At 67.6% G+C, this 15960-nt stretch carries 16 protein-coding genes and 1 pseudogene; 10 read left to right on the top strand and 7 right to left on the bottom strand.

Annotated features, from left to right (window positions below; all coding sequences use genetic code 11):
• Window positions 1-161 precede the first annotated feature (161 nt).
• The 3 genes and pseudogenes from ACFYPJ_RS35725 to ACFYPJ_RS35715 all read right to left on the bottom strand — a co-directional run bounded on the left by ACFYPJ_RS35725 (window position 162) and on the right by ACFYPJ_RS35715 (window position 3107).
• A pseudogene (locus ACFYPJ_RS35725) lies at window positions 162-1322 on the bottom strand (IS3 family transposase).
• Between the two features lie 649 nt (window positions 1323-1971).
• The gene (locus tag ACFYPJ_RS35720; RefSeq protein ID WP_389025779.1) at window positions 1972-2229 is read right to left on the bottom strand and encodes a DUF397 domain-containing protein; all 258 of its coding nucleotides are present in this window, start codon (window positions 2227-2229) and stop codon (window positions 1972-1974) included.
• A complete protein-coding gene (locus ACFYPJ_RS35715) occupies window positions 2226-3107 on the bottom strand; it encodes a Scr1 family TA system antitoxin-like transcriptional regulator (RefSeq protein ID WP_389025778.1) in 882 nt (293 codons plus the stop codon). The genes ACFYPJ_RS35720 and ACFYPJ_RS35715 overlap by 4 nt, the downstream gene beginning before the upstream one ends.
• A 222-nt stretch (window positions 3108-3329) precedes the next feature.
• Between ACFYPJ_RS35715 and ACFYPJ_RS35710 the strand changes: the two genes are divergently transcribed.
• From ACFYPJ_RS35710 to ACFYPJ_RS35700, 3 genes are read left to right on the top strand one after another with little or no spacing between them, the layout of a single operon-like run.
• Window positions 3330-3869: a hypothetical protein gene (locus ACFYPJ_RS35710; RefSeq protein WP_389025777.1), complete on the top strand. Its 540-nt coding sequence runs from the start codon at window positions 3330-3332 to the stop codon at window positions 3867-3869.
• Window positions 3870-3878: 9 nt separating this feature from the next.
• The gene (locus ACFYPJ_RS35705) at window positions 3879-4670 is read left to right on the top strand and encodes a tetratricopeptide repeat protein (RefSeq protein WP_389025776.1); all 792 of its coding nucleotides are present in this window, start codon (window positions 3879-3881) and stop codon (window positions 4668-4670) included.
• Between the two features lie 55 nt (window positions 4671-4725).
• On the top strand, window positions 4726-5430 hold the full coding sequence (locus tag ACFYPJ_RS35700; RefSeq protein ID WP_389025775.1) for a 2'-5' RNA ligase family protein: 705 nt from the start codon (window positions 4726-4728) through the stop codon (window positions 5428-5430).
• Here the strand turns inward: ACFYPJ_RS35700 and ACFYPJ_RS35695 are convergent.
• The gene (locus tag ACFYPJ_RS35695; protein ID WP_389025774.1) at window positions 5311-5814 is read right to left on the bottom strand and encodes an ATP-binding protein; all 504 of its coding nucleotides are present in this window, start codon (window positions 5812-5814) and stop codon (window positions 5311-5313) included. The two genes, ACFYPJ_RS35700 and ACFYPJ_RS35695, sit on opposite strands and share 120 nt — an antisense overlap.
• 268 nt (window positions 5815-6082) lie before the next feature.
• On the opposite strand from ACFYPJ_RS35695, the gene ACFYPJ_RS35690 reads away from it, so the two are divergent.
• Window positions 6083-6295 carry a hypothetical protein gene (locus ACFYPJ_RS35690; protein WP_389025773.1) on the top strand — a complete coding sequence of 71 codons (213 nt, stop codon included), beginning with the start codon at window positions 6083-6085 and terminating at the stop codon, window positions 6293-6295.
• On the opposite strand, the gene ACFYPJ_RS35685 is transcribed toward ACFYPJ_RS35690, so the two are convergent.
• Entirely contained in the window at window positions 6290-6949 is a 660-nt protein-coding gene (locus ACFYPJ_RS35685) for a transposase (RefSeq protein WP_389025772.1), read from the bottom strand. The genes ACFYPJ_RS35690 and ACFYPJ_RS35685 overlap by 6 nt on opposite strands.
• Window positions 6950-7486: 537 nt before the next feature.
• On the opposite strand from ACFYPJ_RS35685, the gene ltrA reads away from it, so the two are divergent.
• On the top strand, window positions 7487-8746 hold the full coding sequence (gene ltrA / locus ACFYPJ_RS35680; RefSeq protein ID WP_389025771.1) for a group II intron reverse transcriptase/maturase: 1260 nt from the start codon (window positions 7487-7489) through the stop codon (window positions 8744-8746).
• A gap of 36 nt (window positions 8747-8782) precedes the next feature.
• On the opposite strand, the gene ACFYPJ_RS35675 is transcribed toward ltrA, so the two are convergent.
• Together ACFYPJ_RS35675 and ACFYPJ_RS35670 are read right to left on the bottom strand one after the other, a co-directional pair.
• Entirely contained in the window at window positions 8783-9226 is a 444-nt protein-coding gene (locus ACFYPJ_RS35675; RefSeq protein WP_389025770.1) for a hypothetical protein, read from the bottom strand.
• A 17-nt stretch (window positions 9227-9243) separates the two neighbouring features.
• On the bottom strand, window positions 9244-9627 hold the full coding sequence (locus tag ACFYPJ_RS35670; protein WP_389025769.1) for a hypothetical protein: 384 nt from the start codon (window positions 9625-9627) through the stop codon (window positions 9244-9246).
• A gap of 314 nt (window positions 9628-9941) precedes the next feature.
• On the opposite strand from ACFYPJ_RS35670, the gene ACFYPJ_RS35665 reads away from it, so the two are divergent.
• The 5 genes from ACFYPJ_RS35665 to fxlM all read left to right on the top strand — a co-directional run bounded on the left by ACFYPJ_RS35665 (window position 9942) and on the right by fxlM (window position 15532).
• Window positions 9942-10121, top strand: a complete 180-nt coding sequence (locus ACFYPJ_RS35665; RefSeq protein WP_389025768.1) for a hypothetical protein — start codon at window positions 9942-9944, stop codon at window positions 10119-10121.
• 184 nt (window positions 10122-10305) lie between these two features.
• Window positions 10306-10509, top strand: coding sequence for an FxLD family lanthipeptide (locus ACFYPJ_RS35660; protein WP_389025767.1), 204 nt, complete (start codon window positions 10306-10308; stop codon window positions 10507-10509).
• A gap of 77 nt (window positions 10510-10586) precedes the next feature.
• On the top strand, window positions 10587-13046 hold the full coding sequence (locus ACFYPJ_RS35655; RefSeq protein WP_389025766.1) for a lantibiotic dehydratase: 2460 nt from the start codon (window positions 10587-10589) through the stop codon (window positions 13044-13046).
• Window positions 13016-14221, top strand: a complete 1206-nt coding sequence (locus ACFYPJ_RS35650) for a lanthionine synthetase C family protein (protein WP_389025765.1) — start codon at window positions 13016-13018, stop codon at window positions 14219-14221. Before ACFYPJ_RS35655 ends, ACFYPJ_RS35650 begins: the two co-directional genes overlap by 31 nt.
• 87 nt (window positions 14222-14308) lie before the next feature.
• The gene (gene fxlM, locus ACFYPJ_RS35645; RefSeq protein ID WP_389025764.1) at window positions 14309-15532 is read left to right on the top strand and encodes a methyltransferase, FxLD system; all 1224 of its coding nucleotides are present in this window, start codon (window positions 14309-14311) and stop codon (window positions 15530-15532) included.
• The last annotated feature ends 428 nt before the right edge of the window (window positions 15533-15960 follow it).

The following is a 15960-nucleotide window of genomic DNA, read 5'->3' as shown; positions in this document are numbered from 1 at the left end:
CAAGAGCCTCTTCGGAGGGAGCAAGAACGCGGGCCGCAGCATCAAGCGAATCCTGCAGCCTCGACAAACCAACGGTGGGGAAGCCGAGCCGCTCATATCACGGCGAAGGCCATGTTCGGCGGGCCCTGTGGGTCTGCTGCAGGTTTGGGTGACAGGTTCGGTCATGCGGCCTGGAGGGCCGGTGTGGTCATGACGGTCTCGAATTCGATAGGACCAGCAGGCCGAGCGAGGTCTGTCTGCGGCGCCGGTGATAGGTCCTCTCGATCCAGGTCACGATCGCGATCCGCAGTTCCTCGCGGGTGGCCCACGCCCGACGGTCGAGGACGTTCTTCTGCAGCAGGCTGAAGAAGGACTTCATGGCCGCGTTGTCGCCTGCCGCCCCAGCCCTCCCTGTCGAGCCGACGATCCGGTGCCGGTCGAGGGCCCGGACGAACTTCCGTGACCGGAACTGCGATCCGCGATCGCTGTGCAGAATGCGCCCGGCGACGCCTTCACGCCGGGCAACAGCGTTGTTCAGGGCTGTGACGGCCAAGCGGGAGTTCATCCGCGTTTCGATCGAGTAGCCGACGATCCTCTTGCTGAAGACGTCCTTGATCGCGCACAGATACACCTTGCCTCCGCTGGTGGCGTGTCCGGTGATGCCGGCGAGCCACAGGCGGTTGGGGCCATCCGCGGTGAAGTCACGGCGGACCAGGTCGTCGTGCACCGGCGGGCCGGCCTTCCTGGTCCTGCTGCGCTTCTTGCCGGACACACTCCACCAGCGGTTGTCCCGGCAGATCCGCCACGCGGTCCGGTCGGCCAGGCCGGACCCCGCGCTGCGGGCCTCGTCGGCCAGGAACCGGTAGCCGAACTCCGGGTCCTCGCGGTGAGCGTCGAACAACGCGTTCGCGCGAGTGGTCTGCTCGAACTCGGCGTCGGTCACCGGCTGGTCCAGCCGGCGGTAGTAAGGCTGGCGGGCCCGCTTCAGGACCCTACACGTGACCGCGACGGGTACCCCGCCCGTGGCCAGCTCCTTCACGAGCGGGTAGATCTTTTTCCCGGCAGATGCGCCTGCGACAAGTAGGCCGCGGCCCGGCGCAGGACCTCGTTCTCCTGCTCCAGCAGCTTGATCCGCCGACGCGCTTCCCGTAGTTCCGCGTTGTCCTGGCTGGTCGTTCCGGGTTTCACGCCTCGTCGATGTCCGCGCGACGCATCCATTTCCACAGCGTCATCGCGTGCACTCCGAAGTCGGCGGCCACCTGCTCGACCGTCACACCCGGACCGCGGTTCCTCGCTACCCGCACGACGTCCTCGCGGAACTCTTCCGGATAAGGCTTGGGCACAGCGACATCCTTCCCACCCGCCCCACAGGGCAAGCCAGTTCAGATGTCACGCGATCGTGCATCAGACCCTGTTCCGGGGCCAGCCAGCCGGGTTCTCCCGGGGTATGGGGAGTGGCATGCGTTCACGGCCTGGTGGTGAACAGGAGAGACCCGTCTGTGCAAGCCCGTCGTCAGGGCAGAGAGCGGAGATATAAGCCGACGGTGAAGTCCTCAGGAGCGCAGCGGAAGTCCGAGGGGGCGTAGTACCACTGATTGGCGTGCAACATTACGCGCCGGGAAGGAAGGGCCCTCACCTTGCTCACGCTGGCGAAGAAGGTAAGCGCAAGGACATGACAGGGACAGCCCGGTCCAATCACCCCGACGGCGGGCACCCGCATCGTGCACGAGGACCGTCCGGGATAACGTGCGAGAACTTCAACACAAGCTATGGGCTGCGGCCAAGCAGTCGCCGGGCAGGCGCTTCCATGCCTTGTATGACCGTATCGTGTCCCGTTGCGCGCGGTGCGAACCGGGATGTCGTGCCGATTGAGGTTCTGGGTCATGCCGTGCGTCGAGATCGGCTTGCCCGGGACCATGCGTGGGAAGAGCCACTGGGGACCTGCCACCACGGCAACCACCCCGGTTCCTTCCTGACGTCCCAACCCTCCTACTAAACACAGCGTTCGCCGATGGGCCCGCGGGCGATCCTGATGACCAAGGCGCGCATTGCCGCCTTCGAGAACAGCAACGGACGACGGTCCCTGTCCTTGGAGTCGCGCACTGCAGTGTGTTTGTCCAGCTCCGCGATCTCCACGCAGTCGTTGGCGCCCCCGCTGTACGAGCTCTTCCGCCAATGCACGTGCGTGAGATCGACGTCATGCCGTGCTGCCGTGACGTCGTGCGGGACGGCCATGCGGGTCGTGCTCACTCTTCGAGCTCCTTGCTGATGCGTGCGATGTGGGTACGGGTCTCCGACGGGTCCAGAGCGGATGACCTCAACTGGTCGAAGATCTCCGTGTAGTTGTCCACGTCCTCCGGGGACTCGAGGTACACGGAGTTCTTGGGGTTCTCCAGCCACACCAGGTCCGGCGCGGTGTCCGGGAGAGTCAGGATGACGAACGGACCGTACAGTCCGGGATGTGCTCCGAGGGAGAACGGCAGTAGCTGCACGGTGACGTTCGGCTGCTCGCTCGCCTCCACCAGCTTACGCATCTGGTCGCGCATCACTTCGACGGAGCCGACAGTTCTGCGCAGCACCGCTTCGTCGAGGATCGCCCAGAGCCGGGCTGGGGATTCAGCGCCCAGGCGGCTGTTCTGCCTCTCCATGCGGACCTTGACCAGGGACTCGACCTGCGGCGGGGACAGGTCCTTCCTCATCTGGGAGATCACGGCACGGGCATAGTCCTCGGTCTGGAGCAGCCCCGGAACCAGCATCGGCTGGTAGCTGGCGAGGTGTGTCGCGCCGGCCTCCAGCGCGAGATAGCCGTCGTAGCGGGTCGGGGTGAGCACGGTCGAGTACTTCCGCCACCAGGGCTTCTGCTGTTCCTTGTCCGCCCGTACGAGGTCAAGTACGTCGGCACGCCGGTCCTCGTCATCGACGCCGTACAGATCCAGCAGCGCCCGGACGAGGACCGGTGTCGTACCGCGTTCGCCGTTCTCGATGCGGCTCAGTGACCCCTGGTTGACCTCCAGCCGATCGGCGACATCGGTGAGGGTCAGGCCGGTTACGTCGCGCAGCTCCTTCAGCCGTGCCGCGAGCTGCCGCCGGTACACGGACTGCGGGACCAGGCTTCTTTTCAAGGCCATGCCGGAAGTCTCCCCGTACCGGCGACGCTTCTACAACCCATACGAGTCAACTTCTGCAGACATATTGCCTAGTTGGTTGTTGCGTCGGCATGCTGTCAGGTAGTCACAGTGCGCGTTCACATGATGTGGGCCGCAGTCGGCCGAGGGATGACGCCTTGCAACAGTCCGCCACCGGGACGCGCCTCGGCGTCGGTCCCGCACGCCGAACCGGGAGGATGAGCCATGCCACGGACAACGCTGTTCCGGCAGCTACTCCAGCAACGGCATCTGACTACGCACGAGGCATTCGCTGCCCAGTACGAACGGGCCTCCGCCCGGCTGGCGGAGCTCGACCGTGACCCCCGTCTGGCGTCCCTCCAGGTCTCTCCACGGCAGTTCGACCGCTGGTTCGGTGGGGAGTTGCTGACTTTGCCCCGCCCTGACGCCTGCCGGGTGCTGGAGCACATGCTGGGTAGACCCGTGTCCGAGCTGTTCTCCAGGGCGTACGAAGGAGAGTCCGTCCACGGCCGTGGTGCGGAGCCGGGCGCACACCAGCAGGTGCCGAGCCCTCCTTCTCTCTGCGAGGGCGATGAGAACCCGCTGGACATCGTCACTCGGACCCGGCAGCTCACGGCCAGCAACGCCGACAGCGCGACGCTCGCCTTCCTCGCCTCCTCTTTGGAGGGCATCACTCACCAGTACGAACAGGACGGGCCGTACGTCCTCCGTCCCCAGGCTCGCCGGATGCGGCAGCTCGCCCACACCCTCCTCGACGGACGCTAGCCTCCTCGCGTGCGCCGGGAGCTCTTCCGTCTCGCCGCCCAGGCCTCCGGGCTGCTCGGGTACATGGCGGTGAATATGGGCGACTTCGCGCTCTCGGAGGCGTACTGCATCGAAGCCCGGGAGCTCAGCTGTGAGATCGGTGACCTGGAAACAGAGCTTTGGGCGTGCGGCACTCTCTCGTTCAGCCTCTACTACGCCGGCCGGTACGACGAGGCGGACGTCTGTGCCGCCGCGGCTGTCGAGCGCGCCCCACGTCATGCCCAGTCCATCCGCCTGCTCGTCAACGGCCGGGCCCGGGCGCTCGGCAAGACCGGTGACCGGCGTGCCGCCGGGCGGGCCATCGGACAGGCCCTTGGCCTCTCCGATCTCCACGACGTACCTGTCGGCCTGACCGCCTGTATCTCCTTCGAGCCGTATGGACGGGCCCGGACACTGGCCAATGCGGTCACGTCACATGTGGCACTGCGCAACACGGTGCAGGTACTGCGCGATGTCGAGCACATCGACGATCTGGTGGAGCACTCAGCCTCCTGCTGGAGCCGTTCGCTCGTGCGCCTCGACGTCGCCGCAGCCCTGCTGCAGCAGCGCACGCCCGACATCGACCACGCGATGGCGCTGGGCCGTGAAGCTCTGCGGCTGTGTGGACTCACACCGATCAGCTCCGTCTACCAGCGGTCCCGTGACCTGCATGAGCAGGTCGGGCCGTGGCGTGATCACCCCGCGGTACGTGATTATGGTGACGAGTTCCGGACCTGGAGCTCGCAGCCAGCGGCTCTGGCCATGGCGTCATCCGCGTCGTAGACGCTGCCGGTGTCGTCGTGCTCCGGGGCAGTGCGAAGCCGAAGGAGTACGCCGGGTGCCCCTGCTCAGCGCCGATCCCGCCGCGTTTCCTGCCGAGCCCCCCGCCGACACGAATGATCAGGCAGTCACCGCGGCCCACGACTGGGCGGCGTTCAGCACTATCGACGAGATGACCGACCACTGGGCACGCCCCGGCTGGTCGGACGGCAGCCGGGCGTACTACTGGATGCTGGCCTTCCTCAATGATCAGCCGCTTGCGACTCTCGCCCGGCAGTGCCAGGAGGAGCTTGCGCCCCTCGGCCTCGACCCCGTGCCGACGGAAGGACTGCACATCACCCTCGCCCGAGTGGGTTCGCCGGACGTCGTCACCCCCGACCAACTGGACGGGCTGGCGCGGGACGCCGAGGCACTGCTGCCCTCTGCGTTCTCCGTACGCGCCATACCGCTGGCCGGCTCCCGAGGCGCCGTCCGGCTGTCCCTCGGCCCTTGGGATCCCCTGCTCCAACTGCACCACGTGCTGGCCGAGGCAGGGAGCAACGTCGGCCTGGCCCCGAAGATGCCGACGTCCGCCTTCCGGCCGCACCTGAGTCTCGCGTACAACAACCGCCGACGCCCCGCAGCCCCCGTCGTAGAGGCGGTCTCAGAGCTCCGTGCTCTCCCGGCCGTCGAACTCTCCGTGCCTGCGGTCCAGCTGGTGGAGCTCCGCCGCGAGGGCCGGACGTACCGCTGGGATGTACGGAAGGACGTCCCGCTCGGGTAGCCCACCGGCGTCCAGGGGGACTACCGCGACCACCTCCTTGCCGATCGCGGTCGGCCGGGCCCACCAGCGGTCGGCCAACTTCCCTACCAGCAACAGGCCGAGGCCACTGTCCGTCGGCTCATCCAGCGTAGCTTCCGTGAACGATGCCCGGACCCTGGAGACATCCCGTCCCGCGTCGTGGACACGCAGTACCGCCACGTTCCGGTAGACCTCGACACTCATGCAGTCCGGTCCGCCGACTGTGTGCCTGACCGCGTTGCTCACCAGCTCGGAGGCGACCAGAACGGCGTCGTCGACCCGCTCCGGCGCTGCGAGGTCCTCGATGGTCTCGCGTACGTGCCTGCGCGCAAGGCCCGAAGGCTCGGCGCAGTCGGCCAGCTTCACCCAATGGCACCGTACTGGTGTCCGCCTACAGAGGCGATCTTCGTCCACCGCGTCCATCGCCGCTTCTCATTTCCGTGAGGCACTGGACCGACAAGTCTCACCACGCCTGAGCCGCGGCGGTACGTCGCACCTCCGCCTCTTCGCGTGCCGCCGGACGGCGGACGAACGGCGTGCCGACGGCGTACCGCCGCCGACCGCCCCCGGCGAAGCTCTTCTTCGAGGCGCCAGCCGTTGGCGTCTGGGCCCAACCGGCTGGAGGTAACGCGGAATGAGCAGCAGTGCGAGGCAGACCACGCCACACGAGGTGCCTCCAGGCACACGCCTGGTGCTGTATGCCTGCCTGCCCGCGTCGCTCGGTGAAGCCGCCGACCACAGCGTGGCCAGCACACGGCGGTACGTCGCGGATTCCGGCTGGGAGGCGGTCGAGACGTATGTCGACCCGGAAGATTTCAAGTCCAGTGAGACGGTCGTGACGCTATGAGGTTTGTGGTGCGGGTTCCCTGCGTTTGGCCGGGTCGTTGATCCATGCCTGCTGGGGTATCTGGGGTGGTCGGGGGCGGCGGCCGAAGCGTTCGGGGTGGCGGGCGTATGCCTCGGCGAGGGTGACGGCCCGCTGGTCGCGGACCTCCTCGGCGGTGCCGAAGTGCACGCTGGCCGGTGTGTGCCAGCCGATGCCCGAGTGCCGGTGTTCGTGGTTGTAGTAGGCGATGAACGCGTCGAACCAGTCGCGGGCGTGGGCGAGCGAGTCGAACCGTTCGGGGTAGTCGGACATGTACTTCGTGGTCTTGAAGTGGGCCTCGCTGTAGGGGTTGTCGTTGGAGGTCTTCGGCCGCGAGTGCGACCGGGTGACGCCGAGGTCGATCAGCAGCTGCGAGACCTTCTTGGAGGTCATCGACGTGCCGCGGTCGGCGTGGACGGTCTCGGGCACGATGCCGTTGCGGGCGGTGGTCTCGCGGATCAGCTCCTCGGCCCGCACCGCTGATTCGGCCCGCTCGACGGTATGGCCGACGACGTAGCGGCTGAAGATGTCGATGATGACGTAGGCGTGATACCAGACGCCCTTGACCGGTCCGGCCGCCTTGGTGATGTCCCTTGTGTCCTGAACGCGAAAGGAAGTGTCGATAGGCAACTTCAAGGAGCGGTGCTGTACGGATGATGAAGGTTTTGGCCCTTCGGAGCCGCCCTGCGGGGGGAGGCTTCAAACCACCTCATGCTGCGTTAGTTAATGACTGTCGTGGTGAGCGATGAGGAAAAGGCGTCGTGAGAGGCGTCAGGTGGGGATCGGGAAGACGAACGCAAGTGAATCGCTGCTGACGTGTCGTAACACAATCAGACGACGTCGAAACCGGGGTATGGGATAGATCCCGGGATGAGCCTGGCGGGAGCCCGTCTATTGGTCAGGTGGCGTCCGGCATATAGGCGACGTGAGCCCGGTCTGCGGCATCCGTACGGAACAGGAGAAGGCAGGGCCCGGTACTGCCCGCCGGATGGTGGGCGAGAGGGAGGACTCCGAGCAGCAGAAACTGCCAGGAGCTGAGTACCGACCCGTGGCCCTGCTGGCGGACCGTCCCGTAGTAGTGCTGAAACCCCTGTAATCGGGGTGGAGCGAAGGGGGCGGGTCGCTCGTAACTGAGTTGATCGCATCAACCGGGGCTATCCCGGGAGGAGTTCGGTGAGCCAGTTGAAGTCGAAGACCAAGTCGTTTGAAATCTCCAAGTGGGAAATCAAGGAAGCATGGGAGGAAGTCAAGGCGAACAAAGGGGCGCCCGGAGTGGACGGGCAGAGCATCGAGGACTTCGAGAAGGACCTGAGAGGGAATCTCTATAAGGTCTGGAACCGGATGTCGTCGGGCTCCTACTTTCCCCCTCAGGTGCGTGCGGTGCAGATTCCTAAGGCGCACGGAAGTGGCATGAGAATGCTCGGCATTCCCGCTGTCGCGGACCGTGTGGCGCAGACCGTTGTGGCGCGGCATCTCATGCGGCGGGTGGAACCAGTATTCCATCCGGACAGCTACGGATATCGTCCCGGCCGGTCGGCCTTGGACGCCGTGGAGAAATGCCAGGAACGCAGCTGGAAACGAGACTGGGTAGTCGAGTTCGACATCGCTCGGTTTTTCGACAGCGTGCCCTGGGACCTCCTGGTCAAGGCCGTGGAAGCACACGCCGACGCCGTCTGGGTGAAGTTGTACGTGCGCAGGTGGCTTGCCGCCCCGCTCGTCATGCCCGACGGAGCCCTGCGGCAACGGGAGCGCGGAACCCCGCAAGGGGCGCCGGTATCTCCCGTTTTGGCGAACTTGTTCCTGCACTACGCGTTCGACACCTGGGTGGACCGGGAGTTCCCCACCATCCAGTTCGAGCGGTATGCCGACGACGCGGTCATGCACTGCGTCACGGAGCGTCAGGCCCGCGAGGTCCTCGACGCGCTCCGGAACAGGATGGTCGAGGTCGGGCTGGAACTGCACCCGGACAAGACCCGGATCGTGTACTGCAAGGACGACAAGCGCCGCGGCTCGCATGAGCACGAGGCGTTCACGTTCCTGGGCTACACCTTCCGCGCCAGGATGGGCCGTGACCGACGGGGCGCTCAGTTCCTGTCGTTCACGCCGGCCGTCAGCAAGGAAGCCCTGAAAAGGATGGGGCAGGAGGTGCGGTCCTGGCGACTGCACACCCGCTCCGACCTGTCCTTCGTGCAGCTCGCCCGCAGGATCAATCCTGTGGTGGCGGGCTGGGTCAACTACTACGGCCGCTTCCGGCCGTGGGAGATGAACCCGGTCTTGAGGCGCATCAACGCCTATCTGGTGCGCTGGATCCGACAGAAGTACAAGCGGCTGGCGCCGAAGCGCAAGGCCATCGCGAAGTTCCAGGAGATCGCGAAGCGATACCCCGGCATGTTCGCGCACTGGCGCGTGACGATGGCGCTCTGGATGGTCTGATGATCAGGGCGACAAGAGCCGTGTAACGGGAGACTGTTACGCACGGTTCTGTGAGGGCCGGGAGGTGAGATTCCTCCCGGCTACTCGGCAGGTGAACACCTGCGAGGGCCCGGTGGCGACCAGCTCGGGCACCGTCTTCGCCGGGTGGGTGGCCTGGCGGCGGCGCTCGCCGGACTGCCCCTTGGCGCGCAGGATCCGGTACATCGTGGAGACGGAACAGTGGTAGCGCCCGGCATCCAGCTCACGGGCCCAGATCTGCGCGGGCGGCAGCTCGGCGTACTCGTCGCTGTTCATCAGCTCCAGGACCGCCGCCCGCTCCTCGGGTGTGAGGGATGAGGGCTGGACCTGCGGTTTTCTGGGATTTCGCTCGGGTGGGGGCCGCAGTCGGCGGTAGTGGGTGGCCCGGGAGCGGCCGGTCAGCCGGCACGCGGCCGTGATGCCCAGTTCGCCCTGGACGCCGGTGAATGCGTCGTCGGCCACCGGGCCGATGGCAGCGTTCAGTCCGCGCCCTCGGAGATCATTTCCAAGAGCGCGGAAGCTTTTCCCATGACTTCCAACGCGGCCTTGTTCCGGGCCAGTTCCTTCTCCAGCCGTTCCACCTGGCGGCGCAGCTTCTCGTTCTCCGCCTCGGCAGCCGGCTTCTTCGGCCGGGCCGGACTGGTGCGCTTGTCGATCAGCTTCTCCAGGGCTCCGGCATCCCGCGCGGCCCGCCATTCCTTGACGTGCGAGTGGTACAGCCGCTCGCGGCGCAGGATTGCGCCCTTCTCGTTCTTCGGGGCGGCGTCGTACTCGGCCACGATCCGCAGTTTGTACTCCGGGCTGAAGGTGCGGCGCTTCGGCCGGGGAGCCGGATCGGACTCGGCGGGGGTGGTGCTGGTCATGAGGGGGTGGTTCTCCTGTCGTGCCCTCTCAGGCTAACCCGACGAAGCAGGGCGTCTCACCCAAGGCTGACAGAGAGGGACCGGGCGGCACCGTTCGAGAGCCGCGCCCAGTGCGAGGGCTGGCGCAACGCTCTTGACGCGGTCGAGCAGGGGAGGGCGGCCGGGATCGTCGCCCCGCTGTTCGTGATGCTGGGCTATCTGGAGGCGGACAGGGCGAACCTCGCTGCCTGGCAGGCTCGGAACGGTGCGGTGATCACGACGTCGTGGGCGGTCGTCGACGCCGCCGATTCCGCGGTCTTGCGGAGGTCGGCGGCGTGATGACCACCAGGCGGCAACGGTCTTTCCGGCCCCTGCTGGGTCAGATCGGACGGGCGCTGCGGCATCTGGCGAAGTACATCGGCCGGTTCGGCTTTGACGCGTTTCAGGTGCTGTTCCTGCCTGTTCTGGTGACCGGCGCGACTTTGGCCACGTTCTACGCGGGCTGTATCCGGTAGTGCTGGTCCGCGTTCTTGGCTCCCCTCTTCGGATGCTCCGGATCTACGTCCCCCGCGGACTCTGATCAGCCGGAGAGGGGCGCACCGCAGGGTGCGAACGCAAGACCCCGGCCGCGCGGCGAATCCGCACACCGGCCGGGCAGCACGACGAACAGTTCGGATCCTTCCGAAGAGAGGAAATGCGATGACCGCAACCGCACTCAGCCCGATCACGACGGCCACCACCGAGGCGTCCGTTGCGACGGCCGTCCCCGAGGCGCCCGCCGATCCGTTCGACATCGACCTGGCCATCGTCACGGAGGTCGGCGCCGATCTGCTTCCCAGGGCGTGCGGCACCGGTGACGGATGCAAGCCGTCCTGTGCCTCGTCCTGCGCGAGCGCCGTCTGACAGCAGCTCGTACACGGGGTCGGGGGTGCTGTCGCTCCCGGCCCCGTCCGGTCACAGAACTGATGGGGAGGCACTGAATGGGAAGCGACGGAAAGCTCTACCAGCACACGGGCACGGTCCTGCTCCGGGCTGCCGCGACCGCGCTCACGAGTCTGCCGGGATGGTGGCCGGAGCCGACCGATACAGACGCGTGCGGCAGGTGGCTGAAGCAGGTGTGGGCCGATACGCGCTTCGCCGACGCCGTCCGGCAGGCGAGCGGCGATCTCGCCACGCGGGTCGACGCGATCTGCTCCGGGCAGCAGGTACGCCCCAAGCAGGTCCGGCGCGTTGCCATGGCCACCGTCCGCTATGTACTGCGCGCAGCTGGGCGACCGACCCCGTTCGGCCTCTTCGCCGGGGTGGCACCGGTCAGCGTGGGTTCCACGCCTAACGCGAGGTGGGGAGACGCGCACCGGGCCGTGGCGCGGGTGGACACCGAGTGGCTGGACGACGTCATCGTCCGCCTGGAAGCATGCCCAGACCTGCTGGAACGCCTGGACGTGGTCCTGAACAACCTTGCGGCGCACCGCGGCGGACGCCTGCACGTCCCGCACGGCGGACCGATGGGTGCCACCGTCCGGCGTACGAGCGCGGTGCGCGTGGTCGAGGACCTCGCTCGCGGACCGGTCCGCTTCGCCGCCCTTGCGGAGCAATTGGCAGTCTCGTTTCCCCGAACCGAGCCGCAGAACATCGGCACACTGCTCGGCTCGCTGGTCCGCGAGAAGTTCCTGATCACCAGTTTGCGCGCGCCGATGACCGACACCGATCCCCTTTCCCGCCTGATCGAGCGGCTGCACGGCGTGGACGCGCGCACGGTGCCCCAGGCCGCTCAGGTCATGAACGAGTTGGAAGCGGTGCAACGCGCTGTGCACGAGCACAACCGGCGCTCGGCCAGCACGCAGGGGACGGCCCGGGAGGAACTCACGGGTCGGCTGCGTCGGCTCTCCGACGCGGGCCGCAGCCCGCTGGCCGTCGACCTGCTGTTGGACGCCGAGGTGCGGATCCCCGAGAGCGTGGCGCGCGACATGGAGAGGGCTGCCGACGTGTTGCTGCGGCTCACGCGCCTACCGACGGGCCAGGGCGTGTGGAAGGAGTACCAGGTCGCTTTCTGGGAGCGGTACGGCACCGGCACGCTCGTGCCGGTGAAGGAGGTCGTCGACCCGGTGTCCGGGCTCGGCTACCCGGCCGAGTACCCCGGCAGCCGCATGACGGCGCCCCCGCCGGCGGTCTCCGAGCGTGACGAGCGGCTGCTGGCCTTGGCTTGGCAGGCACTGGCCGACGGCAGCAGGGAGATCATCCTCACCGATGACCTAATCGACCGCCTGGCCGACGAGGCGCCGACCGGCCAGGAGGCACCGCCCCACGTGGAGATGTGCGCGCGCCTACACGCCGATAGCCTGTCCGCCCTGGAGCGCGGGGACTTCACGCTCACCGTGGCACCGGCCCGCGCTGCAGGAACGGACGACCGGACACGGCGGCTGCAACTCGATGTTCCCGCACACGCCGCTGTCCTGCGCGCCCACCTGGACCGAGACAGCCACGCCGTGCTCACCGAGGCGCCGACCGAGGAGAGCTACGGCTGGATCGGCGGCCACGTCCACGAGATCGCCCTGCCGATGACCAGCACCCGCCCGCCGGCCCGTGACCCGCTCTCCGGATTTCTCCCCGTGCTTACCAACAGCACCCTCGGGCCCGTACCGGGTGCGGTGCACGCACCTTGGCTGAATGCGAAGATCTATACCCACCCCGGCCAGTTTGAGGAGCTGATCGGCACCCACCTCGCGCGGCTCGTTGCCCAACTCGAGGACTCACCCGAGTGGTGGTTCGTTCGATACCGGACTCCGCATGACCTCGACCATCTGCGCCTGCGCATTCGCACCTGCGGCCCCAGACAGTACGCCGCCCACACCGAGTCGGTCGCGCGATGGGCCGCCGGGCTGCGCCGCGAGGGGCTCAGCAGCAGGCTCGTGTTCGACACGTACACCCCGGAGATCGGCCGCTACGGCCCTGGCGCCGCCCTGCGCAGTGCCGAGGCGGTGTTCACGGCAGACTCGGCCTACGCCGTCGCCGCCCTGCGGGGCCCGGGAGCTCACGGCATCGACGGACGTGCGCTGGCCGCGACCGGCATGGTGGACATCGCTTGCGGAATGCTTGGCGCTGAAGAGGGCATGCGGTGGATGGCCGACCACCCCGCGAGCCCGGTCGGCGTCGAGCGAGATGTCAGCGACCAAGCCGTTGAGCTCGTTCGCCGCAGTACGCCTCGGGACCGCGGCTGGGGCGACGTGCTCACCCGCGCGTGGCACCGCCGCGCCGCGGCCTTGGCGCGTTATCGCGAGTGCTTCGCCGAGAGCATGGACCTCGACGCTGTCCTTGAGTCCCTGCTCCACATGCACCACAACCGCCTGCGCGGCCTGGACCGGGAGGACGAGAGGATCTGCTGTCGCCTGGCCCGTCAGTCCACCGTGGCGTGGTCCGCCTGGCCGGGGGAGAACCGCTGATGAACCACGACGCGCCGCCCACACCCACCAGGCCCGGCTGGGGCCAGTCGCTGTACTCCGGCGCGGCGGGAGTCGCCCTGCTGCACGCCATCAGGGCCCATATCGACGAAGAGAACCGGGACGCACTCCGGCCGTGGGCCGCCGCTATGGTCAAGGGCCCGATCCAGGCCGCCCCCAAAGCATGCGGCCTGTACGAGGGCGCCCCAGCCGTCGCCTACGCCCTCAGCTTCACGCACACGAACACCGCCGCCCGCGCCCTCGCGACCCTGGACCGTCACCTCGTCGGCGTCACACGCGAACGAGTCAGACAGGCACACGCCCGCATCGACCGCGGCGCGCTGCCCTCGCTGGGCGAGTATGACCTCATCAGCGGATTGACCGGGCTGGGCGCGTACCATCTGCACCGCGGCCACCAGGCGGAACTGCGCGACACTCTTGTCTACCTGGTGCGATTGACCGAACCGATCACCGCCGACGCGCAACGCCTGCCCGGCTGGTGGACAGGCGACAGCCCCGAACTGCGGCCGTCGCCGCGATGGCCCGGCGGACACGGCAACTTCGGCCTCGCCCACGGTATCGCCGGACCACTGGCGCTGCTGGCCACTGCACTGCGCCACGGCCACACGGTTCCTGGACAGACGGAAGCGATCACCCGGATCTGCGACTGGCTTGACCGCTGGCGTACCGGTACCGGCTCACGCGCCTGGTGGCCGGCCCTGATCAACAGAGCCGAATATCGATGCGGTGAGCTCCGGCTTCCAGGTCCGACACGGCCGTCTTGGTGCTACGGCACCCCTGGCATCGCCCGCGCCCAACAACTCGCCGGCATCGCCCTCGACGACCGCGACCGTCAGCGCCAGGCCGAACAGGCTCTGGCTGGTTGCCTGTCCGACGACCAGCAATTGGCCCAGCTCACCAGTGCATCCGTCTGCCACGGTTGGGCGGGTCTGATACAGACCGTCTCCCGTGCCGCCGCCGACGCCGTCGACGATGAACTCACGGCGTACCTGCCCCACCTGCATGTCCGACTCTACGAGTACTTGGACCACCAAGGATTGCCGGAAGGCACGGGCCTCATGGAAGGCACGGCAGGCATTCACTTGGTCCGCCTCACCGACCCCGTGAACTCGGCGATCACCGCCCCCTGGGACCGCTGCCTGCTTCTGTCGGGATGATGCTGCGAACCACACCCGCTCACCAGAGCAAATGAGTGCGATCTGCCCCTGCCGTACGTATGGCCGGGCTCCTTCCGGAAGGACGCGATGAACACCACCCCTGGCGCTTCGCCCAAGGACCTGCGCAATCGTCTGGTCGACGCCATCTTGGAGGAGGACAACTCCGGCCTCCGCGATGCACGCGTAGAAACCGCAATGCGGGCCGTACCCCGCCATGCCTTTCTCCCTGACGCGCCCGTTGAGGAGGCGTACGCCAACAAGAGCGTGACGATCAAGGAGAACCCCGACGAGGACGCACTCCCGTTGAGTTGCGCCTCCCAGCCCGACGTCGTGCACTTCATGCTGGTCCAGCTTGCTGTCCGTGAAGGCGACAACGTCTTCGAGATCGGGGCCGGCACCGGCTACAACGCTGCCTTGCTCAAGCACCTCACCGGACCGTCGGGACAGGTCACGACGTGTGACATCGACCCGGACGTGACCGCCTATGCCCGCCGGATGCTGGACGCGAACGGATACGGAGACGTTCGCGTGGTTACGAGGGACGGCGCCCTCGGATCCCCGGAGTTCAGCCCCTATGACCGAATGATCGCCGCCGTCGGCATGTGGGACCTTCCCGGGGCCTGGTGGGACCAGCTCGCCGTCGGCGGACGCCTCGTGGTTCCGCTGCGATGGCGCGGGCTGTCCAGGTCCGTGGCGTTCCGACGCGAGAAAGACCGGATGCGGTCCGACTCCGTCAAGATGTGCGGCTTCCTCCCCGTGATCGGCCAGGACGGAGAGCGGAACGGTTACATCGACGACGACCGGCTCGTCAGGCTCTACTGGGACGAGGACCAGTCCGTCGCCCCGGAACTCCTGCGCGACGCTCTCACCCAAGCGAAGTCGGTCGTGTGGACTGACGAGACTGTCGGCCCCGTCGAGTCGTTCGACGGCGTTTGGCTGCGCCTGAGCGCCACCGAGCGAGCGACCTGCCGCATCACCGCGAGGCCCGCAGCGATGGAGGCGGGCCTTCATCATCCCGCCTCGCCCGCCCTGAGTCCCGCCCTTGTAGAGGGTGACTCCATTGCGTACCTCACCCTGGAGCGCGCCGCCGAAAATTCAGGCGCTGAACCTCGGTTCCGGCTGGGAGCTGTCGGCTACGGACCGGCAGGTGCCGATCTCGCCGAGCGGATCTGCGTGCAGATCCGTGCCTGGAGCCCGGCCAGGGCAGTCGAACCCGTGGTCACCGCCTTCCCCGCGGACACGCCGGACAGCGACCTCGTCGACGGAGCCGTGATCGACCGGCCTTCCGTGCGGCTTGTCATCACCTACTGACACAGGTGGCGCGGCCGTTGGCGGGTACGGCCGCGCTTACCGAAGCGAGACAGAGAGGCGTTGCGGCTGTCAGCCCTGCGCGAGGTTCGCCTCACAGTCGGTGCACCGCCGCAGGGCCCGTTTCCTCGCGTTGCCCGCGGTGGCGGTCGCCGGAGCGGCACTGCTCAACCGTTCCCAGAGCTCGGGCGGAGGATTCGGGATCCACCCCCACCGCGGCGGCCGGACATCGTCCTCGGTCATGTGGCCGCACCAGCCGGGCCTGTGCGCGCACTGCGCCGGGGAGATCAAGATCGTGTCATCCGGGTGAATACGCCACTCCCGCTTCATGAACGTGCCCACCGAACGCGGGGGCGCCGACGCGGACGAGTCCGGCGGGCATTCGCATCCGAGTCCGATGACGATTTTGCTGGCGCACTCGTCGCAGCGTT

This window comes from Streptomyces sp. NPDC006012 (genome assembly GCF_042871185.1).
Classification (GTDB): domain Bacteria; phylum Actinomycetota; class Actinomycetes; order Streptomycetales; family Streptomycetaceae; genus Streptomyces.
This window is presented reverse-complemented; position numbering and strand designations above follow the sequence as displayed.